This is a genomic window from Proteus sp. LHD240705, from assembly GCF_047921555.1.
Lineage (GTDB): Bacteria > Pseudomonadota > Gammaproteobacteria > Enterobacterales > Enterobacteriaceae > Proteus.
The window spans coordinates 218,876-242,669 of sequence record NZ_JBLRMI010000002.1; the positions used below are offsets into that span (position 1 = coordinate 218,876).

Consider the following 23,794-nt stretch of genomic DNA (forward strand, 5'->3'; position numbering starts at 1 on the left):
GATTTGAGTTTCTCAACACAATAAATACCGAGCTATATATTTAAACCTACGGTGCAATACAGTGTATTGTGCCGTAGGTGTTTTTATGAGGATTGGGTGCAAGGAAAGCCAATCGCAAACTAATGCGTTATTACATAGTCTGTGTATGAAGCACAGAAGTTGAAAGGAAGATAACTATGCGGGTGTCACATCTCAATTTTAACCATCTTTATTATTTTTGGCATGTGTGTAAAGAAGGCTCTGTTGTGGGTGCAGCGCAAGCGCTGTATCTGACACCTCAGACAATTACAGGGCAAATTAAAGCATTAGAAGAAAGATTGGGTGGCAAGTTATTTAAACGCCAAGGAAGAGGATTAGTTCCTTCAGAATTGGGTCAGCTCATTTTTCGTTATGCCGATAAAATGTTTATGCTCAGCCAAGAAATGCTGGATATCGTCAACTACAGTCGTGAGTCGAATTTACTGTTTGATGTCGGTGTTGCTGATGCGTTATCAAAACAATTAGTCAGTCGCGTATTAGAAACGGCTGTCATTGATAATGAGCAAATCCATTTGCGTTGTTTTGAATCTACTCATGAACTATTACTAGAACAATTAAGTCAGCATAAGCTGGATATGATCTTATCAGATTGCCCCGTGGATTCGTCACAACAAGAAGGTCTGTTCTCTGTAAAACTTGGCGAATGTAATATGAGCTTTTTTTGCAGTCATCCGCTTCCTGAAAAGCCGTTTCCTGAATGTTTAGAAGAGCGAAAGCTCCTCATTCCAGGGCGTAGATATATGTTAGGTCGCCATTTATTAACGTGGATACGTAATAAAAACCTGCAAGTAGAAATATTGGGTGAGTTTGATGATGCGGCATTAATGAAAGCATTCGGCTTAAATTATAATGCTATCTTTGTCGCGCCTTCACTGTATACCGACGAAACTTTTGCTCATAGTAATATCGAAGAGATTGGGAAGCTTGATACGGTAAAAGAAGAGTACTACGCGATTTTTGCAGAGAGAATGATCCAACATCCAGCGGTTCAACGTGTTTGTAATACTGATTTTTCAGAACTCTTTAATGGAGATAAAAAGAGCGTTGTAAACCCATAAAGTGGTTGCGGTTAAAAAGTAGAAAATAAAAAACCGGCATAAGCCGGTTTTTTATAACACAAGAAAGCAATATTACATTGCTTTGATTTGTGCTTGCAGATTAGCTTTATGACGTGCAGCTTTATTCTTGTGAATTAAGCCTTTAGTTGCCTGACGGTCAACAATTGGTTGCATGTCATTAAATGCTTTTTGTGCTGCTTCTTTATCACCTGAAGCAACTGCTGCGTATACTTTTTTGATGTAAGTACGCATCATAGAACGACGGCTTGCGTTGTGCTGACGACGCTTTTCAGACTGAACCGCACGTTTCTTAGCTGATTTGATATTAGCCAAGTTCCAACTCCCAAATATATTCTAGCGAGGACAAATACAAAGGTGAAGGAATATGCCTTTTCAACCTAAGTTTGTCAATGGATTTATACAAAATTAGCGTCGTTGTACGCGACACTTGTTTCGTTGTGATGGCGCAAGATTTTATCAGTTAAGACGGGTAGAATACAGTCTTTTGAGTGAAAAAATCATCAAAATCGTGTATATGAGTAATAAATAATAGATTCTAATAGGATCTATGCTTGATTTTATGCGATTTTATAACCAAGAAGTGAGTGATAGTCCATTTTTTGTTTGATGTGAGCAATCAAATTTAAGAATAACAGTGAATCGACTTGTCGAGATATTACTCATCAATAAACATTGATATATTGGGTTACTCTCAAGCCTTTGACAAGGTATAATCCAATAATTTCCACGGTATTGAGCCAGTTATGGAGCTAATTCGCGGTATACAAAATATTAGAGCGCTACACCACGGTTGCGTTCTGACAATTGGGAATTTTGATGGTGTCCATAGAGGCCATCAGGCATTATTGAAACACTTGAAGCAAGAGGCATCGCAGCGAGGATTACCCACGGTTGTGATGACATTTGAGCCTCAGCCACTTGAGTTCTTTTTACCAGAAAAGGCACCAGCACGTCTGACTCGTTTACGAGACAAGATTAAGTATTTAGCTGAATGTGGTATTGATTACCTTTTGTGTGTCAAATTTGATAAACAATTTGCGGCACAAACACCGGAAGAATTTGTTTCATCACTGTTGGTGAATAAATTAGGGGTGAAGTTTCTTGCTATTGGTGATGATTTTCGCTTTGGCAAAAATCGTGAAGGTGATTTCCATTTTTTACAACAAGCCGGTGTTAGATATGGATTTGAAGTCGCTAATACTGAAAGTTATTGCGATAAAGGATTGCGTATCAGTAGCACTGCGGTACGAGAAGCGTTGCTCAATGATGATTTAGTTCTTGCTGAATCACTATTAGGACACCCTTACAGCGTTTGTGGGCGTGTTGTTCATGGTAATGAATTGGGTAGAACCATTGGTTTTCCGACAGCCAATATTCCTATGAAACGCTTAGTTGCACCAGTTAAAGGCGTTTATGCCGTTGATGTCTATTTATCAGATAATCAATCACCTTTACCCGGTGTGGCAAATATCGGAAGTCGTCCTACTGTACAAGGGAAGGGCGTACAATTAGAAGTGCATTTAATCGACGTTAATATGGATTTATATGGACGTCGTATTGATGTTGTGTTACGAAAGAAATTACGTAATGAACAGCGATTTGCATCATTGGATGCATTGAAGCAGCAAATCGCAGATGATGTGGCTACTGCTAGGGATTTTTTATCGCAGCGGTCGGAGTCATAAACTAGCGGAAAATTGGAACTGAGAATCGAATGAGTGACTATAAAAATACCCTGAACTTACCAGAAACAGGGTTCCCTATGCGCGGGGATTTAGCAAAGCGCGAGCCAGAGATGTTATCACGTTGGTACAAAGAAGGTTTGTATCAAGCAATTCGTCAGGCTAAAAGTGGTAAGAAAACATTTATTTTGCACGATGGCCCTCCATACGCCAACGGCAATATTCATATTGGTCACTCAGTAAACAAAATTCTCAAAGATATTATTATTAAATCCAAAGGGCTGTCAGGCTTTGATTCTCCGTACATTCCAGGATGGGATTGTCACGGATTACCTATCGAACTAAAAGTTGAACAAATCGTAGGTAAACCAGGAGAGAAAATATCTGCAGCGCAATTCCGCGAGGAATGCCGTAAGTATGCTTACGAGCAAATTGAAGCACAGAAAAAAGATTTTATTCGTTTAGGTGTTCTAGGAGATTGGGAAAAACCTTATCTCACTATGGATTACAAAACCGAAGCGAACACTATTCGTGCGTTAGCGCGTATCATCGCAAATGGTCACCTGTTAAAAGGGGCTAAACCTGTTCACTGGTGTACTGCGTGTGGTTCATCGCTGGCAGAAGCTGAAGTTGAATATTACGATAAAACTTCACCGTCGATTGATGTGCGTTTCACCGCCGTTGAGCCAAGCGCAGTTGCCGCAAAATTCCATGCAGTAACAGATAAGCCTATTTCTTTGGTTATCTGGACAACAACACCGTGGACATTACCTGCTAACCGCGCTATCGCATTAAATGCTGAATTTAATTACGCATTAGTCTCTTTTAACGATGAATGCGTGATTTTAGCCGCTGATCTTGTTGAAGGCGTAATGAAGCGAATTGGCGTAACAAGCTGGGCTGTTTTAGGCGAATGCAAAGGTGCTGATTTAGAGTTATTGCGCTTTAATCATCCATTTATGGGCTTTGATGTACCTGCAATTTTAGGTGATCACGTTACTTTAGAAGCGGGTACAGGTGCTGTGCATACTGCACCAGGCCACGGCCCTGATGACTTTGTTGTCGGTCAAAAATACGGTTTAGAAGTGGCAAATCCTGTTGGGCCTAATGGTTGTTACTTGCCGGGCACTTATCCAGCATTAGATGGCGTTTTTGTTTTCAAAGCAAATGATGTCATTGTTGAGCTGTTAAAAGAAAAAGGTGCTCTGTTACATCACGAAGCCATGCAACACAGTTACCCATGTTGCTGGAGACATAAAACGCCAGTTATTTTCCGTGCTACACCACAATGGTTTATTGGCATGGATAAAAACGGTTTACGTCAGCAATCATTAAAAGAGATCAAAGGTGTTAAATGGATCCCTGATTGGGGTCAAGCACGTATTGAATCAATGGTTGAAAACCGCCCTGACTGGTGTATCTCTCGTCAACGTACTTGGGGCACGCCAATGTCTCTGTTTGTTCACAAAGAGACTCAAGAGCCACATCCACGTACTTTAGAGTTGATGGAAGAAGTCGCAAAACGTGTTGAAGTCAGCGGTATTCAAGCATGGTGGGATTTAGATATCCGTGAAGTGTTGGGTGATGAAGCTGACGATTACATGAAAACGCCAGATACACTGGATGTTTGGTTCGATTCAGGATCAACACACTCAACAGTGGTTGATGCGCGTCCTGAATTCCACGGCAATTCAGCAGATATGTACTTAGAAGGCTCTGACCAACATCGTGGTTGGTTTATGTCTTCACTGATGATCTCGACTGCAATCAAAGGCAAAGCGCCTTACCGTGAAGTTTTAACACACGGTTTTACCGTAGATGGACAAGGCCGTAAAATGTCTAAATCTATCGGTAACACAGTAAGTCCACAAGATGTAATGGATAAGCTGGGTGCTGATATCCTACGTTTATGGGTTGCATCAACAGATTACACTGGTGAAATCGCCGTATCTGATGAAATCTTAAAACGCTCGGCTGATACTTATCGCCGTATTCGTAATACTGCACGTTTCTTCTTAGCGAACTTAAACGGTTTTGATCCTGCAAAACACCAAGTTAAGCCAGAAGAGATGGTTACGTTAGATCGCTGGGCAGTAGGTCGTGCGAAAGCAGCACAAGCTGATATCTTAAAACACTATGAAAATTACGATTTCCATAATGTTATTCAGCGCCTAATGCAGTTCTGTTCAGTAGAAATGGGTTCTTTCTACTTAGATATCATCAAAGACAGACAGTACACTGCGAAAAGCGATAGCGTTGCTCGTCGTAGTTGCCAAACAGCGTTATTCCATATCTGTGAAGCATTAGTTCGTTGGATGGCGCCAGTTATGTCATTCACAGCAGATGAGATCTGGAATGAGTTACCAGGCGAACGTGCAAAATATGTCTTAACTGAAGAATGGTATACCGATTTATTTGGCTTAGATGCGTCAGAAACCTTAAATGATGACTACTGGGCTGAATTACTTGCCGTTCGTGGTGAAGTCAACAAAGTATTAGAGCAAGCACGCACAGATAAACAACTGCGTGGCTCTTTAGAAGCATCAGTAACTCTGTATGCAGATAAAGCTTTAGCAGATAAGTTAAATGCGTTAGGTAACGAATTGCGTTTTGTTTTATTAACTTCTCAAGCGAAAGTGGCAGATATTAATGAAGCGCCAGAAACAGCATTAGCTTCTGATATGGCGGGTTTAAAAATCGCCTTTAACAAAGCAGACGGCGAAAAATGCCCTCGTTGCTGGCATTATGCGACAGATATCGGTCAAGTAGCGGAACACGCTGAATTATGCGGACGCTGTGTTACTAACGTAGCCGGTAACGGTGAAGAACGTAAGTTTGCTTAATTAATGAAGAAAACACTTTGCTCTACAGGTTTACGCTGGCTATGGCTAGCCGTCGCCGTAGTGGTGTTGGATTTAGGAACGAAACAGTATTTCATGCAGACATTTCGTCTGTATGAATCTGTTGCCGTGATGCCTTTTTTCAACTTCACTTACGCCCATAACTATGGTGCTGCCTTTAGCTTTTTAGCAGATAAAGGAGGATGGCAACGTTGGTTTTTTGCACTGATTGCATTGGCAATCTGCATTACTTTATTGGTAATGATGTATAAAAACAAAGCGAGCGCTAAGCTAAGTAACGTTGCTTATGCGCTAATTATTGGCGGAGCATTGGGTAATCTCTCTGATCGTCTGATCCACGGGTTTGTCATCGATTTTCTTGATGTTTATATTGGAGATTGGCATTGGCCTACCTTTAATATTGCTGATATGGGGATTTGTATCGGTGCAGGGCTTATCATTATTGAGAGCTTTTTCCCTGATAAAAATGTCAGTCCTCAAGATACAAAAAAGCAAAAGTAATCAGACAAGAAGTTAACTAAAATAACCCCTGCCTTATGGCGGGGGTTACGCTTAATAGAAGGTATTAGTATGGTTATGCAGGTACTCAACGACAGCGCAGTGTTGCTGAATTTCACTTTAAAGTTAGCAGATGGCTCTGTTGCTGAATCTACACAAGCGCATGGTAAACCCGCTCTTTTTCGTTTAGGTGATGAAAGTTTATCGCCAGCCTTAGAAGCTGAATTATTGGGATTATCAACGGGAGATAAAAAAACTTTTACGCTTGCAGGTGAACATCTTTTTGGTAAATACAATCCTGACTTGATCCAATACTTTATGCCTTCTGACTTCGCTGAGTCTGGTGTGCCTGAGGCTGGCACTATCATGCTATTTACAGCAATGAATGGCAGTGAAATGCCAGGCATTGTAAGAGATGTCACTGAAGATTCTGTAACTGTTGATTTTAATCATCCGTTAGCGTCAGAAGAAGTGACATTTGATATTGAAGTTGTCAGCATCAATCCTGAGGAGGAAACAACACATGCAAATACTGCTGGCTAACCCACGAGGCTTTTGTGCGGGTGTTGACCGAGCTATCAGCATTGTTGACCGCGCTCTGGAAATCTATGGCGCACCTATTTATGTTCGTCACGAGGTCGTTCATAACCGCTATGTCGTTAACGACTTACGTGAACGAGGTGCTATCTTTATTGAAGAAATTTCAGAAGTACCCGATAACGCGATTTTAATTTTTTCAGCTCATGGTGTTTCTCAAGCTATTCGTCAAGAAGCTCGCTCACGTAATTTAACAATGCTTTATGATGCAACTTGTCCACTCGTAACCAAAGTGCATATGGAAGTGGCAAGAGCGAGCCGTAAAGGCAAAGAAGCTATCTTAATAGGTCATGCAGGACACCCTGAAGTTGAAGGCACTATGGGGCAATACAACAACCCTGAGGGGGGAATGTATTTAGTTGAGTCGCCTGCTGATGTGTGGAAATTAGAAGTCAAAGATGAAGATAATCTTTGCTTTATGACCCAAACAACGCTTTCTGTTGATGATACATCTGAAGTGATTGATGCTTTAAATGCACGCTTCCCCAAAATTATTGGGCCTCGCAAAGATGATATCTGCTACGCAACAACCAATCGCCAAGAAGCCGCAAGAGAGCTTGCTGAAAAAGCGGATGTTGTATTTGTCGTTGGCTCTAAGAACTCATCAAACTCTAATCGCTTAGCGGAGCTTGCACAGCGTGCAGGTAAGCCTTCTTATCTGATCGATAGCTTTGAAGATATTGATGAGTCATGGGTGGCTAATGCAAATATTGTTGGCGTTACAGCAGGGGCTTCAGCACCAGATATTTTGGTTCAACAAGTATTAGAACGTTTAAAAACCTTTGGTGCTGATGACGTAATTGAATTATCAGGGCGTGAAGAAAATATTGTTTTTGAAGTGCCTAAAGAGCTTCGCCTAGATTATAAAGTTATCGAATAATCTCACTTAAATGTGATAGTGAATTTAAAAAGCAGAGTGAATGACTCTGCTTTTTTTATGTATAAAGTAAAGTTAAATGAATAATCATGCTGTTCATCTCTTTTACTGATAATGACTACGGTTTTGTGTGTTTTTCTTATCTCGAACGTTAAATGCTGGCATCAAGTGGATGACATCGTTAATCTGTAAACAATAAATAGAGACAATAAGTATTGTTAAGGAGAAATTGAGTTATGTCTGCAAAAGAACTTCGTCTTGCCGTTGTTGGTGCGGGTGGTCGTATGGGGCGCCAATTAATTCAGGCAATTTCTCAACAAGAAGGAACCGTTTTAGGTGCTGCTTTTGAGCGTACTAATTCTTCATTGATTGGTGCTGATGCTGGAGAATTAGCGGGTATTGGGCATATTGGTGTCACAATCACCGATAACTTGCTGTCTCAAGCGAGTGAATTTGATGTGTTAATTGATTTTACACGCCCTGAAGGCACGCTTTCTCATATTGCATTTTGCGTAGAACAGAAAAAAGGCATGATTATTGGTACGACAGGCTTTGATGATGAAGGTAAAAAAGCCATTGAAAATGCCGCCAAAATGATCCCAATAGTGTTTGCTGCTAACTTTAGTGTTGGTGTTAACTTGGTGCTTAAATTACTTGAAAAAGCAGCGAAAGTGATGGGTTCTTACAGTGATATTGAAATTGTAGAAGCGCACCATCGTCATAAAGTTGATGCACCATCAGGCACAGCATTAGCAATGGGAGAATCTATTGCAGATGCGTTAGGCCGTGATCTTAAAGAGTGCGCAGTTTATGAACGTGTAGGACATACTGGAGAGCGAGATCCTCAAAGCATTGGTTTTGCCACTATTCGTGCAGGTGATATTGTGGGAGAACATACTGCAATTTTTGCCGATATTGGTGAGCGTGTAGAGATAAGCCACAAGGCTTCTAGCCGAATGACATTTGCAAATGGCGCAGTTAAGGCTGCTATTTGGTTAAAATCCAAAAAAACGGGTCTTTATAATATGAAGGATGTTCTTTCATTGGAAAATTTGTAGTTTTTAAAAAAATGTAATTTATTGAAAACTCATAACTATTTTTATAATTATGAGTTTTTTTTATGTTTGTTTTATAAATTATTTTATAAGGTTTATTTTTATATCTTATCTCTATTTTTTCTCTGTTTTTTTCTCTCTAAAAAGAATAAATCATCTATTTTTCCTATTTAAACTCTAATTTAAAATTATCTTGGTAAGCAAACGGTTAAATTTGTAAGATTGATTATATAAATTGTCACTTGGCTAACTAAATTGCTAATGACTGATATTTTTTTAATTAAAAAGGTGTTTTTTCTAGACATCTCCTCGTTCGATCTTTAGAATGCGCCCAATTTGCCAAAAATTTGCCCAATTTTATGTTTTTGGCATTGATTTAGAGTCTTAAATCTGAATTAATATGCATGAAATGTGATTTATTATTCTCTGGAGGGCGTTTTGATTAAATCAGCTATACTGGTTCTAGAAGATGGGACCGAATTCCACGGCAAGTCGATTGGCGCAGAAGGCGCCGCCATCGGTGAAGTCGTTTTTAATACTTCAATGACCGGTTACCAAGAAATATTAACCGACCCTTCTTACTCCCAACAAATTGTTACTCTCACTTATCCCCACATTGGCAATACCGGCGTTAATCGTTCAGACGAAGAATCAGAAACAATCCATGCTCAAGGCTTAATTATTCGCGACTTGCCATTAGTGATGAGCAACTATCGTGCTGAAGAAACGTTATCTGATTATCTTAAACGTCATAACATTGTTGCGATTGCGGATATTGATACACGTAAGTTAACGCGCTTGCTGAGAGAAAAAGGCGCGCAAAACGGTTGCATTATCGCAGGCAATCATCTTGATGCTCAACAAGCTCTCGAAAAGGCCAGATCATTTCCTGGTTTAAAAGGAATGGACTTAGCAAAAACGGTGACAGTGAAACAGCCTTACCAGTGGACTCAAGGAAGTTGGACGCTAGAGAATGAATTACCAGAAGCTAAATTAGCGACTGAGTTGCCATTGCATATTGTGGCGTATGATTTCGGTGTAAAACGTAATATTTTACGTATGCTGGTGGATAGAGGATGTCGCGTTACTGTTGTACCTGCTCAAACGTCAGCTCAAGATGTTTTAGCCCTTTCGCCAGATGGTATTTTCCTTTCGAATGGCCCCGGAGATCCAGAGCCCTGTGATTATGCCATTAACGCCATTCAAACCTTTTTAACCACTGATATTCCGGTATTTGGTATTTGTTTAGGGCATCAGCTATTAGCATTAGCTAGCGGTGCAAAAACCATCAAAATGAAATTTGGTCACCACGGTGGTAATCATCCTGTTAAAGATTTAGATAAAAATACGGTGATGATCACAGCGCAAAATCATGGATTTGCCGTTGATGAAACCTCTCTTCCTGCCAATTTACGTGTGACACATAAATCTCTATTTGATGGTTCTTTACAAGGTATTCATCGTACAGATAAACCTGCATTCAGTTTCCAAGGCCACCCAGAAGCCAGTCCTGGCCCTCATGATGCGGCACCTCTTTTTGATCACTTTATCGAGCTTATCGCGCAATATCGTCAAAACCTGCAATCAGTGACAACAAAATAAATCAGGAGCGAAAGAAAATGGCTAAAAGAACAGATATCAAAACAATCCTGATTTTAGGTGCTGGGCCTATTGTTATCGGACAAGCGTGTGAATTTGACTATTCAGGCGCTCAAGCATGTAAAGCCCTACGTGAAGAGGGATATCGAGTTGTTTTGGTAAATTCAAATCCTGCAACCATTATGACCGATCCTGAAATGGCCGATGCAACGTACATCGAGCCTATTCACTGGCAAGTTGTGAGAAAAATTATTGAAAAAGAGCGTCCTGATGCAGTGTTACCGACAATGGGCGGGCAAACAGCCCTGAACTGTGCGCTAGAGTTAGAGCGCCAAGGTGTTTTGGCTGAATTTGGCGTTACCATGATTGGTGCAACAGCCGATGCAATTGATAAAGCAGAAGATAGACAACGCTTTGATAAAGCGATGAAAAAAATTGGTTTAGATACTGCTCGTTCTGGTATCGCTCATAATCTTGAAGAAGCTTTTGCCGTTGCTGAACAAGTCGGTTTCCCTTGTATTATTCGCCCTTCATTCACGATGGGCGGAACCGGGGGCGGGATCGCCTATAATCGTGAAGAATTTGAAGAAATCTGTACGCGAGGCTTAGATTTATCACCCACTAATGAACTGTTAATTGATGAATCATTAATTGGTTGGAAAGAGTATGAAATGGAAGTGGTACGCGATAAAAACGACAACTGTATTATCGTCTGCTCCATTGAAAACTTTGATGCCATGGGCATTCATACGGGTGATTCCATCACTGTTGCACCTGCACAAACACTGACCGACAAAGAATATCAAATTATGCGTAATGCCTCGATGGCAGTATTACGTGAGATAGGTGTTGAAACTGGCGGTTCGAATGTTCAGTTTGCCGTTGATCCTAAAACCGGGCGCTTGATTGTTATCGAAATGAACCCTCGAGTTTCTCGTTCATCAGCGCTTGCATCTAAAGCAACAGGTTTCCCAATTGCAAAGATCGCCGCTAAATTAGCCGTGGGTTATACCCTTGATGAGCTAATGAATGATATCACTGGAGGGAGAACGCCAGCTTCTTTCGAACCTTCTATTGATTATGTTGTGACAAAAATTCCTCGCTTTAACTTTGAAAAGTTTGCGGGAACCAATGACAGATTAACAACACAAATGAAATCTGTCGGGGAAGTCATGGCGATAGGTAGAACACAGCAAGAGTCGATGCAAAAAGCGTTACGTGGTCTTGAAGTTGGCGCAACAGGTTTTGATCCTAAAGTTGACTTAGATGATCCTGAAGCATTAACGAAAATTCGTCGTGAACTAAAAGAAGCGGGTTCTGACCGAATTTGGTATATCGCAGATGCTTTCCGCGCAGGGTTATCGGTCGATGGCGTGTTTAATCTGACTAATATTGACCGCTGGTTCTTAGTGCAAATTGAAGAAATTGTACGTCTTGAAGAAAAAGTGGCAAAAGTGGGCTTAAAAGGCTTAACCGCAGATTTTTTACGCCAGTTAAAACGTAAAGGCTTTGCTGATGCGCGTTTAGCTAAGGTACTCAATGTAAAAGAACAGGCTATTCGCCAATTACGTGAGCAATATCAACTCCATCCTGTCTATAAGCGTGTTGATACTTGTGCCGCAGAATTTGCCACCGATACCGCTTATATGTACTCGACTTATGAAGAAGAGTGTGAGGCGAACCCTCATCAAGATAAGCCAAAAGTGATGATTTTAGGTGGAGGGCCAAACCGTATTGGTCAAGGAATTGAATTTGATTATTGTTGTGTTCATGCGGCACTAGCACTGCGTGAAGACGGTTACGAAACCATTATGGTGAACTGTAACCCAGAAACGGTTTCAACAGATTACGACACCTCTGACAGACTCTATTTTGAACCTGTCACATTAGAAGATGTACTTGAAATTGTACGAATTGAAAAACCGAAAGGGGTGATTGTGCAATACGGCGGACAAACTCCGCTAAAACTAGCCAGAGCGCTAGAAGCTGAAGGCGTGCCAGTTATTGGTACAAGCCCTGATGCTATCGATAAAGCAGAAGATCGTGAACGTTTCCAAAAAGCAGTGGATAAATTAGAGCTTAAACAGCCTGAAAATGCCACTGTAACCGCGTTAGAAGAGGCTGTAGAAAAAGCACAATTGATTGGTTATCCGCTGGTGGTTCGTCCTTCTTATGTACTTGGTGGACGCGCAATGGAAATTGTTTATGACGAAGTTGATTTACGTCGCTATTTCCAAACTGCGGTTAGTGTGTCAAACGATGCTCCCGTGTTGTTAGACCGTTTTCTTGATGATGCGATTGAAGTCGATGTTGATGCGGTTTGTGACGGTCAACAAGTCGTGATTGGTGGCATTATGGAGCATATCGAACAAGCGGGTGTTCACTCTGGTGACTCCGCTTGCTCATTGCCTGCTTATACCCTAAGCCAAGAAATTCAAGATGTGATGCGTAAACAAGTACGCGCACTTGCGTTTGAGCTTGGAGTCAAAGGGCTAATGAACGTACAATTTGCGGTGAAAGGTAATGATGTTTATCTTATCGAAGTCAATCCTCGTGCTGCTCGTACTGTTCCTTTTGTCTCAAAAGCCACAGGTGTGCCATTAGCGAAAGTCGCTGCGCGTGTCATGATTGGTCAAAGCCTTGAAGAGCAGGGAGTTACAAAGGAAGTTATTCCACCTTATTACTCTGTAAAAGAGGTGGTTTTACCTTTCAATAAGTTTGCAGGTGTTGATCCGATTTTAGGGCCTGAAATGCGTTCAACAGGTGAAGTGATGGGCGTCGGTGCAACCTTTGCTCAAGCCTTTGCTAAAGCGATGTTAGGCAGCAGTTCTACCATGAAGAAAAAAGGCAGAGCGCTTCTTTCTGTGCGTGCTGGTGATAAAAAGCGAGTTGTTGATTTAGCAACTAAATTGCTAAAAAGTGGATTTGAGTTAGATGCGACACATGGCACTGCTATAGTGTTAGGTGAGGCGGGAATAAATCCACGTTTAGTGAATAAAGTTCATGAAGGACGACCGCATATTGAAGATAGAATTAAAAATGGTGAGTATGACTATATTGTCAATACCACTTCAGGTCGCCAAGCCATTGAAGATTCTAAAATTATTCGTCGTAGTGCATTAAGATATAAAGTCCATTATGACACGACATTAAATGGCGGATTTGCGACAACGCTGTCATTAACAGCGGACCCTACAGAAAGTGTTATCTCAGTTCAAGAAATGCATAAAAAGATAAGTAAATCTTAAGATTTACTTATTGTTGTAATAATGATCCCGAATATGAGGAGACTTGTATTCGGGATTTTTTATTTTTCTATTTGATATAAAAAAGATAGCCCCAAATAAATTTATTTGGGGCGAGTGCAAAACAAAGAGATGGGTGCGGATCTTTTTTTCAAGTAAGGAGTCAAGAAAATAAAACAAGTTAATTTCTTTGTTTTAGCGGGTTGATTTTGTCTTTTTTTGTCGCTTGAGTCAAGAGGAAATTATTTTACGATGTTGAGTAACATATTGTTTTAATTGATTTAAATTTGTTATTTACTACGGATAAGGTATAGGGAATAGAGAAATTTCTGTTACTATATTGGCGGGTGCTTGGATCATTTTGGTTCAAGCATTTTGTAAGAGCCAAAAAGAGAAAAGCCCCGAATTCTATTTTCATAAAATCCGAGGACAGACTCAAACATCAACAACTTGATTCTGTCTCCTTTTCCGAAAGGAGTCAATGAAATTGACGAAAATAACCTTATTTGGCATTACGGTTATCTGTGTGACTGTTCTATGTTTTACAATAATTGTAGGCGAACGATTATGTTCACTTAACATTAGTAATGGAAACACAGTCGTTCAAGCTATTTTGATGTGTAATAAATGGCTTGGTTGGGGGGAGGTTTTCTCCCTCCCAATTTTTTCTTCAAGTTGTCAGAGTTTTGGTACAAGCACCCTATTATCTGAAATCAATGCGATCCAAATTGTGGGGGTAATGGGGGGATTTTTCTTAGGAGGCGCAGGAATGATGATATTAAGCGATACATTAGAAAAACAGCTTTAAATTAATAAAGAGCCTCGAGAGGCTCTTTATGGTTAATCGAATGATTTTAACTAAAGTTGGCTAATTTTCGTTATATTATTTTGTGATGGATTACCATCTCCATCCCAATTAACATGTTGTTTAAACTCATATGTTTTACCTGCGATAGTGACAGAGGTAATTAACGTTGCATTACCATGATGGGCAGAAGCACCGGCACCACTCCCCCAACATTCTTCTTCTATTGCCAGTGAATGACTATTAGATGGGAAACGTTGGTTCTCAATTATAGATGTATAAGTATCTTCATCGTTGTAATCGACTGAATCTCGAGTAGAATCGCCTTGTATATCAATAAGTTTGTGAGATACCGTGACTGGCTCAAAGAAATCACTTGCGTGGTTTCCTAATGTAAACATCGGCCTTGCAATAACATGAACTATATCATCCAATTTACTCATTCTACATGAATTTCTCGGCACACTAGCATTATTAGTATTAATAAATGAAATAGAGCCGTTTAATTCTAAATCCATATACCTAGGATGGATCGGTTTTACATCTAGTGGATAATAAACCGCATATTGTCTACCTATATTTGTACTTGGATCATGATCGTGAATGTCAAACACAATGACTTTGATTTTAAGTTGAGTACTTTTAAATAAATTTTTATCAAGCTTAAATGAGCTAGTGATGTTGGGTCTACCAAGAAGCTGATTTTGGTCATAAGCAAGGATTTGACTGGTTTTTTGATTTCCATCCCATAATTCAAGATTAACTGCATAATCACTTGCTGCTGTATCTGGCGGTAACCAAGAAAAAGTTAACGAATCATCTTCATAAACAGGAGTCCAATTTATCGATATATTATCATGAGGTATGATTTGTGCCTTTTTATTGTTATCAACCCTTCGTGTTACTGAGTTAATAGTGATATGAGGTACTTTTCTGACATCGACAGAATAAGAACCTTGAGATTGATGAAAGTAATCATTTTCTTTTGATGTCAAAATGATATCTGTTTTACCTGGATTGACTTTAACAATAACCCCACTTTCTTTTATTGCTACAATATTAGGATCTTTTGCTGACCAGGTACCTAGAGCTTCTTTAGGCAATGGAATTGTTGGTTGTTGTACATCAATATTAGTATCCATTTCAGATAAAATAATGTCTTTTTGTGCAAAAGTGATTTGGAGTGTTCCTTTACCTTGCTCGTAATCCACTGCCACTGCATCTGCTAGAAATTGATCAGTCGCATCACTTTTGATGTGTATTTTCGTTTTGCCTGGTTTTACTTCTGTAATACTGCCTAGTGTATCAACAGTGGCTACACGTTGATCATCACTGATATAATACAAAGGAATATTTTTTACGTCTGTATTGCCAAAAGTGGCGTTAACGTTATGCACTACTCCATCATTCCATACCGATTTAATCGTACCCGATGACGCTAATTGCAAAATAGGCTTCGCTTTTTCAATGACTAAAGGATAACTACTTTGCGCTGGTTGATATTGATCATTACCTGATGTTTGTAATGTGATAACTGCAGTACCCGCTTTTTTCATCGAAATACGACCGCTAGTTGTATCAATAGAGGCAATAGTCGGATCGGAACTAGACCACATCATATTAATATTATTAGGTAATCCTGTATAACCTAGTGCGCTGATTGGTGCTGAAGCGTAGGTTTCTTGTTGGATTTGTTTGTCAAAAATAATATCAGGTTTAGGAATAGTGACTTTAATAATAACGGGTTTAGCAACAGCGATCCCTTCAGCTTCTGCGGCTAATGTAATATCTGTTTTAACATTAGAAGTTAGTTTGGTTTGATATTGACCATTTCCTAATGGTTTTAATGGATTATCACTAAAATGCGCAGTACCCGTTGTGGCTGTTAAGCTAACCGTTTTGCCATCAATCGTGTTGTCATATTTATCAACTAATTTTGCTGTTAAAATAGCTTCGTCTTTATCATCGCCGCCAATAGACTGGCGACTTGTTGTCAGTGTTGACTTATTAGCATCAATATCCGCAGGGAGCACAGTCACATCTTGAATTGGCTTATAGTTGCTTAAATCAAGATAAGCACTCATCTTGATGATACCCGCAACATGGCTAGTTACTTTGGTTCTTGCGACACCTTTAGCATCTGTATAGGTACTAAAATCATAATCATCAGCTAAACCTTGTAATTTCCATGACACAATAACGTTTGGCAAAATATTATCATTAGCATCAACAATAGTTGCTTGATAATTAACGCCTTTATCACCTGCAATTATGCTCGTTCTATCCACATCAACAGATTTTACTTGCCATGTTGTTGCATCGGCACGAAGTTGTAAGGTTTTTTGCTTTTTAAAATCAACGCCATTGATATTGACACTTAACTGCGCTGAGCCTGATTTTTTTCCCGTTGCTTCAATTTCATAATGGCCAGGAGAGACTTGTTTCGCTGGGCTAAATACAATGGTTGGGTTATCCGATATTCCTTTCACTTGTTGATCTGGCAGAATATTACCGCCTTTATCTTTAATGATTAAACTCAATAGGGCTTTTTCTTTACCATTAGCTACGATATTCGCTGGGATTAATGTGATTTCTGAACGGTTTTCATCAACATCATCCGCGACAAAGTTAACATCTTTAGCGTGATAAATACCTGATTTTAAAACCACATTAACTTTAGCTAACCCAGCAGGCCCTCGTGTTAATTTTGTTTGGGTAACGCCTTTATCATCTGTAAAAGTCAATGCAGAGCTTAAGACACTGACATTGTCAGATGTCCATGTGACAGGCGTATCTTTACTGACTGGATTATCATATTTATCAATTAAATAAGCGGTATAGGTGATAGTGTCTCCGGCTTTAGGCGTTAGATCACTGATAACAATATCACGCACTTTGGCACTGATATTATCTGGAATAACGGTCAATGAAACCGATTGAGTTAAGGTGACACCGCTAATGATGGCATGAATTTGCGTTGTACCCATTTTTTGTGCACTGATTGTGGCTTTATAAACACCTGTGCTGCTCTCGGTAAATTTACTCTCTTTAATATTAAGCTGAGTAGAATATTGAAGTTTAATATCATCTTTCAATCCAGGGAGTAAATTCCCTTGATTGTCTTTTGCAATGACCGTAATTTCGGATTGATCATAAGTCCGAGTACCATCCCCCGCTGTAATAATGGAAGGGGAAAGAGCAAGTGTTGAGTGCGTTGGGGATATGACATCCGTTGTAAAGACAATGTCATGATCAGCTTCAAGAAACTCTTGCGCATCTAGCATAGCAGTGACTTTTGCTACACCTGCTTGTGTGCTTGCCAGCGCAATCTCTGCAACCCCATTTTTATCTGTTTTACTAATTGGTAATGGTGAAAGTTGACCTAATGATGTTTGCCAACCTACCGTAATGCCTTCCATGCTTGGGTTGCCTTGCTTATCTACAATATGGGCTTTAATAACGACACTATCTTTCCCATTTGCAGTGACAGTATAAGGCGCAATGACGTTTACAGATTGAATAATGGCATTTTGCGTGTCGGCAACAAAACCAAGAGGTTGTGTTAATACAAATGGATTTGCTGCACCATATTTTGCTGTTATCTCACTAATACCTTCTTTTTTTCCTTTAACCTCAAATTGATAAAGTCCGTTATTTTTATCAATAACATTACTGAATGTAATAGTGGGATTATTGCCACTAAGACTGATATATTTTTCTTGTTTAGGAACTGGGTTATCAAATTGGTCTTTTAATTCGATAGTACCAATAGAGATACTTTGTCCATTAGCCACGATGGTTTGCGGATCTAATTTAAAGTAGCTATGGGCTTTATCTACTTTCCCAGGTTTAAATAAAAGATTAATTGATGCACTTTGATTATTATTTAGACGGCCAGTTAATGTTATTGCCTGTGCTATTTTTCCTTTTATTTCGACTTGAGCATTACCATGAATATCTGTTTTTACTATCTCTTTATTAGGATGATTTGGTGATGCATTCCAAAAAACAGATTGTTGGATTAACGGATTATTATTAGCATCAACGACATGTGCTGTGACGGTAATAGTGTCATTATCATCAGCAATGGCTTCTGTTTTATTATTAGCCGATAAAGAAATTGTTGCACTCTTTGGATCAGAAATGGCGTTTATTGTGGTCTGTGCTTTATTCCCATTTTTAAGTGAAGCAATGGCGGTAATAGTTCCCGCTTGAGCGGTATTAATCGAAATAGCTGTTTCACCTTGTTGGTTAGTTTTTGTCTCTTTTTGATTTGCTGTTCCACCGTTAATATCCCAATTGACGGTAACGTTAGGTAATTTATTGCCGAATTTATCTTTTACAACTGCGGTTAATATGGCTTGCTCTTTATTATCCGCAATCAATTGGGTTTTATTAGCGGTTAAGGTAATTAAACCTTTCTGGTTATCAGCAATAAAAGTAATAGGTGATGCATCCAGTGACCCATTACTGATACTGGCAGTAACAATAACATCAAAGGCTTGAGTACTGGTCACTGTAGTTTGAGCGATACCTTGGTTATTGGTGGTTGAAACTTCATTAATAGAAACAATCTGTTGGTCACGATTAGTCGACCAAATGACTTTTGCATTTGGCAAGATGTTGTGATTGTTATCTTCAACGACCGCGGTAAAGGTTACTGCTGTTTTACCATCAGCAATATAAGGTTTTGCCGATGGCGTTAATGAAATAATTTTACCGTTGGATAGATCGGCAATAAATTGCGTTGTCTTTTTGGTGACTATTTTATTAACTAATGCACTTACAGTGGTTGTGCCTGATATTTGGCTGGTCATCGTTGTTGATGCATTACCTTGATTATCAGTCAATAATTCAGTTTCTTTGAGCAGGGCTTGGTTATCAGCAGATAATTGTATTTTAGCGTTGGGAACAGGATTATTGTTTTTATCAATAACATTGAAAGCAATATGTTTTTCATCTTTTCCATTAGCGAATGAACTGTTTGGATTGATGGTAAAGGTATTTATTTTTGCTGAGTTAATATCGGCAATAAAATCAACATTGGTTGAATAGGTGATTTTTTTAACGCTAACACCAATCATACTTTTACCAATATGGGTATTGGTAATAGGAACAATGATTTTACCGTCTGAGTCTGTATTGGTTTGCTTGATTATCGTTGCGCCATTATCGGCAGTAAATGAGACTGGATAGTTAGGAATTCTATTCGCATTAATATCAGTCACAATAACTTGTATTTTATTTTGGCTTTTACCATCAGCAGGGGCATTATTTTTGATTACGGTTAATCCCCCTTTTGCAATAATGGCGGAATGTGTATCAGCGACAAAAGTGACTTGTGCTTTATTAAATGTGTTATCCCTAAATTTAGGTGTTAATGTCACAATTTCAGGAGAACTTCCCGCGGTGACAGTGATTTGATATTTCCCTGTATCTATTCGGTTGAAATTGGAAACTTTGCTACTACTGGTAGGGTTATCAGATTGAACCTGTAGTGAGAGTTCTTTGAGATTGATATCAACAGGAAGATTATCATTATCTAAAATTGATAAAGTCAGATTTTGTGCAGAGTAATTGTCTGCGGGCAGTTGTGTGGCTTTCGGCGTAAATTGGCTATTTTGTGTATTGATAGCGGATTGATCAACTATAATTTGACTTTGTACGGGATCAGAACGATTACCTTGTTCATCAATAGCAACAGCACTTATTATGTAGCTGTTTTTTTCAGCTGAACCTGAAATATGACGAGGAAGGATTATCGAGTAGTTAAGATTATTATTATGATTAATTTTACCCCCATTGGCGATTAAGCGACTTGCTGACCACTCAATCTGTTTAACGGGATATTTTGAACGAACTTGTACACCTAAATCTTTTTCTTCTTTTGCGTAACCGTTAAGGGTTGGATTCATTGAAAGGAAGACTAAGGTTTTCTTTTTATATTCCAAAACAATGTCATTATTTCTATCAACAAAATCATAGCGATTTCCCGACATTAAACGCATTGCTCGCACATTATCTGAATTGAGCTGTGAAGCGATTGATTCACCAAGGCGATACTGGATATTTACGTCAAATTTATTATCACTATTGTCATTTAAACCAAAACGACGTTCAGCGCCAAAGGTAATTAAAGGCACTGGTGTATAAGTTAATCCCGCAGTATAAGCGTGGGGATTTTCTTGGCGATTATCTTTGCCAAATAAACCAACTTCTTTACCATAATATTGCTCAAAAATAAGCTTTGCACCTAATTGCGGATAAGCAGGTAGATAGCCCTCGGTTCTAATATCCCAACCATTTGCAGGGCGTTCATTATAATCCATGACATCATCGGAAGTGCGCCAGTTGGATAAGCGATGATAGTGGTTTGCACTCAGTTTAAAGTAATCTCGCCACACTTCGGCACCCACACCAAAGCGACTGTGATAGCGACTTAAGTCATAGTCATAAAAGGCATTAAGACCCACCATAAATTTATCAGTAAAATGCCGGTAACCAATCCCTTGGTTTAATTGGCTACGAGAATCTTTACGGTGATAACTGGTTTGAGAGAAAACTAAGTTTTTTTCTTGATCGTATAATGGGATCAAGAGATCTGCTGAGCTATTTTCTAATGTGAAATTTTTATCAGTAGAAAGTGACACACGAGCATGGCCAAATTGATTAAGCCACTGTTCTATTTGTTGATTGGCTTTACTTGAAACTCGGCTTATTGCGTATTGAGTTGCATCAGTATCTCTATTTAATAAAGATGAATTATCGACAATAATCTGTGCCAGTTCTTGCCCGTTAGTTGAAGGGAACGGAATATCTTGATTATTATTTAGCCATTTTTTTGTTAATAAAGGCTCATCGGGGATATTAAGTGTCATGCCCGCCTTTATTTTTAATTTACCCACTAAAGAGACATAATCAGGATTAGCTTCTATAAGTTTAAATAATTTTATATTAAATTGCTTAGCGATAGATTCAGGTGTATCTCCTACTTTAACCTGATAAGTTTTCTGTTTTTTTAATAAATTAATAGCCTGTTTTTCTTGGCTGTTTCCATTAGCAAATACATTGGCTGGAAGGGTTGCTGAGATAGGAAATGCCAGTTGAATAAAAATATTAAACCAAGCAACTTTCTTTGTAATAGAAGAGAGTTGAGGCGTTAGTCCACTTTTAAATTTTGTCATTTTTAAACTCACCGTAACAAATAATGATGAGATTCTCGTATTTATAGATGTTTTAGATATCAGAAAGTGAACTTGAATTAATTAATTATTCAATATATAAAAATAAATGATCAAAAAAATAAAATAAGTTTAGAAATAAAAATTGAAAGGGAATTTTAGGTATAAAAAAGCCAATAGAAATAAATACTATTGGCTTTTTTATTCAGGACAAAAAATTATATATCAACAAAAATATCAGGATCAGGACCTAAACGTTTTTTCTGATCAAGTGCTGCCATTTCTGCAACTTCCTCTTTCTCCAATTTAAAATCAAAAATATGGAAGTTTTCTTCTATGCGAGAAGGTGTGACAGATTTAGGGATCACCACAAGCCCACTATCTAGATGCCAACGTAAGACAATTTGTGCTGGGGTTTTATGATATTTTTCGGCAAGTTTTTGAATGATGGGTTGGTTAAAAACACCTTCACCACCCTGTGCTAAAGGGCTCCAAGATTCGGTCACAATATTATGCGTTGTGTTCCATGCTCTTAATGGTGCTTGTTGCATTAAAGGGTGAATTTCAATCTGATTAATAACAGGGGTTACACCTGTTTCAGTAATGATACGTTCAAGATGTTCTTCTTTAAAATTACAAACACCAATACTTTTTACCAAGCCTTCTTTTTGCAAAATAATCATCTGTTTCCACGCTTCAACATAAAGTTCGCGTGAGGGGGCAGGCCAATGCATTAAATAGAGATCAATATAATCAAGTTGCAAACGCTGGAGACTTTCTAAGACAGCACCACGAGCATGCGTTTGATCGTTGTTCCATAATTTTGTTGTGATAAAGAGTTCATCACGAGGAACCGTAATCTGTTTTAGCGCTTTACCCACACCTTCTTCATTATGATAAATTGCCGCAGTATCAAAAAGGCGATAGCCTGTATCAAGTGCGTGATGAATAGCGTTAACAACTTGATGATTATCTGCTTGCCAAACACCCAGCCCCAGTTGTGGGATGGCATTTCCATCAGATAATTTGATCAGTTTAGGTTTATCCATTTCTGTCTCCAAAGTCGCATTAAGGTACTTAGAGTGCTGCTGTATAAATGCGTTGACTGACTTCTAATGTGATATCTTGATGCTCGCCTAGTGCGGTTTGTCCATGCTCTTCCAATTTTCGCACTAAAGCTGGAATATCTTCTTCAGTAATTTTGAAATCAGCCAGTCGAGTTCTAAGTCCCATTAATTCAAAGAATTTTCGAGTTTCATTAATCGCAGTTTCAATTTTAAAAGCGTCAGAACCTTGGTTTATACCCCAAACTTTTTGTGCATATTGGATTAACTTCTCATATTTAGCCTGCCGTTTTTCATTTAATAGGGCAGGTAAAACGATGGCGAGAGTTTGTGCATGATCAAGCCCGTGTAATGCCGTGAGTTCGTGGCCTAATGCATGTGTAGCCCAATCTTGAGGAACACCAACACCAAGGATACCATTAAGGGCTTGTGATGCTGTCCACATTATATTAGCACGGATATCATAGTCTGTAGGTGATGCCAGCGCTTTTGGTCCTTGATCAATCAAAATCCGTAAAAGACCTTCTGCATACTCATCTTGTACACGAGCATTCACAGGATAAGTGAGATATTGCTCTAATATATGAATAAAAGCGTCAACAACGCCGTTTGCTGTTTGTCTTGGTGGTAAAGAATAAGTGGTTGTTGGATCTAAAATCGCGCAATGAGGATAAACATAAGGAGAGGCGAAGCTTTGTTTATCCATTGTCTGTTTTTTACTGATCACGGAAAAACTGTTGGTTTCTGTTCCTGTTGCTGGAAGTGTTAATACACAACTTAGAGGAATGGCTTTTTCGACCACTTTACCGCGACTGGTTACGATTTCCCAAGGTTCACCTTGATAAGGTATCGCGGCTGCAATAAATTTGGTGCCATCAATAACCGATCCACCGCCGACAGCCAATAGGTGTGTAATACCATGATATCGGGCGTAAGAAACGGCTTTCATCAGTGTTTCATAAGAGGGATTGGGTTCAATACCACTAAATTCATGAATTTGATAACCAGGAAGAGCCGTATAGATTTGATCTAAAACGCCGTTGCGTTTAATACTGCCACCGCCATAAGTCAGCAAAATTCTTTCATTTTTTCCGATTTCAGAACGTAGTTTTTCTATTTGCCCTTGACCAAAATGAAGGCGAGTGGGGGAGTAATAAGTAAAGTTTTGCATTTTGTATCCACCTTGATTTGATGTTCTGCAATATGACAATT

Annotated in this window: 14 protein-coding genes; 10 read left to right on the plus strand and 4 right to left on the minus strand. The window is 39.0% G+C overall.

Going from position 1 to position 23,794, the window contains the following annotated elements; translation table 11 throughout:
• The first annotated feature begins 176 nt into the window (after positions 1-176).
• Positions 177-1,097, plus strand: coding sequence for a transcriptional activator NhaR (nhaR, locus tag ACNART_RS04390; RefSeq protein ID WP_196532344.1), 921 nt, complete (start codon positions 177-179; stop codon positions 1,095-1,097).
• Between the two features lie 72 nt (positions 1,098-1,169).
• On the opposite strand, the gene rpsT is transcribed toward nhaR, so the two are convergent.
• Complete coding sequence (gene rpsT / locus ACNART_RS04395; RefSeq protein ID WP_004248964.1) at positions 1,170-1,430, minus strand: 30S ribosomal protein S20; 261 nt, start codon at positions 1,428-1,430, stop codon at positions 1,170-1,172.
• A 431-nt stretch (positions 1,431-1,861) separates the two neighbouring features.
• Here rpsT and ribF point away from each other — a divergent pair, with 431 nt between their 5' ends.
• The 9 genes from ribF (at position 1,862) to ACNART_RS04440 (ending at position 14,340) form a co-directional block, all read left to right on the plus strand.
• Positions 1,862-2,803 (plus strand): bifunctional riboflavin kinase/FAD synthetase, encoded by a 942-nt coding sequence (gene ribF / locus ACNART_RS04400; RefSeq protein ID WP_151434253.1) that lies wholly within the window; start codon positions 1,862-1,864, stop codon positions 2,801-2,803.
• Positions 2,804-2,832: 29 nt separating this feature from the next.
• Positions 2,833-5,643: an isoleucine--tRNA ligase gene (ileS, locus tag ACNART_RS04405; protein ID WP_198632075.1), complete on the plus strand. Its 2,811-nt coding sequence runs from the start codon at positions 2,833-2,835 to the stop codon at positions 5,641-5,643.
• 3 nt (positions 5,644-5,646) lie between these two features.
• Positions 5,647-6,162, plus strand: a complete 516-nt coding sequence (lspA, locus tag ACNART_RS04410; RefSeq protein ID WP_109371833.1) for a signal peptidase II — start codon at positions 5,647-5,649, stop codon at positions 6,160-6,162.
• A gap of 69 nt (positions 6,163-6,231) precedes the next feature.
• The gene (gene fkpB / locus ACNART_RS04415; protein WP_075673711.1) at positions 6,232-6,702 is read left to right on the plus strand and encodes an FKBP-type peptidyl-prolyl cis-trans isomerase; all 471 of its coding nucleotides are present in this window, start codon (positions 6,232-6,234) and stop codon (positions 6,700-6,702) included.
• Entirely contained in the window at positions 6,683-7,636 is a 954-nt protein-coding gene (ispH, locus tag ACNART_RS04420) for a 4-hydroxy-3-methylbut-2-enyl diphosphate reductase (RefSeq protein WP_109371829.1), read from the plus strand. Before fkpB ends, ispH begins: the two co-directional genes overlap by 20 nt.
• A gap of 233 nt (positions 7,637-7,869) precedes the next feature.
• Entirely contained in the window at positions 7,870-8,691 is an 822-nt protein-coding gene (gene dapB, locus ACNART_RS04425; RefSeq protein ID WP_198619314.1) for a 4-hydroxy-tetrahydrodipicolinate reductase, read from the plus strand.
• A 435-nt stretch (positions 8,692-9,126) separates the two neighbouring features.
• Positions 9,127-10,290 (plus strand): glutamine-hydrolyzing carbamoyl-phosphate synthase small subunit, encoded by a 1,164-nt coding sequence (carA, locus tag ACNART_RS04430; RefSeq protein WP_198632076.1) that lies wholly within the window; start codon positions 9,127-9,129, stop codon positions 10,288-10,290.
• A gap of 17 nt (positions 10,291-10,307) precedes the next feature.
• A complete protein-coding gene (gene carB / locus ACNART_RS04435) occupies positions 10,308-13,535 on the plus strand; it encodes a carbamoyl-phosphate synthase large subunit (protein WP_368887535.1) in 3,228 nt (1,075 codons plus the stop codon).
• A gap of 478 nt (positions 13,536-14,013) precedes the next feature.
• Positions 14,014-14,340 (plus strand): Hok/Gef family protein, encoded by a 327-nt coding sequence (locus ACNART_RS04440; RefSeq protein WP_409281765.1) that lies wholly within the window; start codon positions 14,014-14,016, stop codon positions 14,338-14,340.
• A gap of 50 nt (positions 14,341-14,390) precedes the next feature.
• On the opposite strand, the gene ACNART_RS04445 is transcribed toward ACNART_RS04440, so the two are convergent.
• The 3 genes from ACNART_RS04445 to ACNART_RS04455 form a co-directional block, all read right to left on the minus strand.
• Entirely contained in the window at positions 14,391-21,521 is a 7,131-nt protein-coding gene (locus ACNART_RS04445; RefSeq protein ID WP_416303448.1) for an Ig-like domain-containing protein, read from the minus strand.
• 215 nt (positions 21,522-21,736) lie between these two features.
• Complete coding sequence (dkgA, locus tag ACNART_RS04450) at positions 21,737-22,567, minus strand: 2,5-didehydrogluconate reductase DkgA (RefSeq protein ID WP_198619318.1); 831 nt, start codon at positions 22,565-22,567, stop codon at positions 21,737-21,739.
• Between the two features lie 28 nt (positions 22,568-22,595).
• Positions 22,596-23,753 carry an iron-containing alcohol dehydrogenase gene (locus tag ACNART_RS04455; protein WP_198625968.1) on the minus strand — a complete coding sequence of 386 codons (1,158 nt, stop codon included), beginning with the start codon at positions 23,751-23,753 and terminating at the stop codon, positions 22,596-22,598.
• Positions 23,754-23,794: the final 41 nt, after the last annotated feature.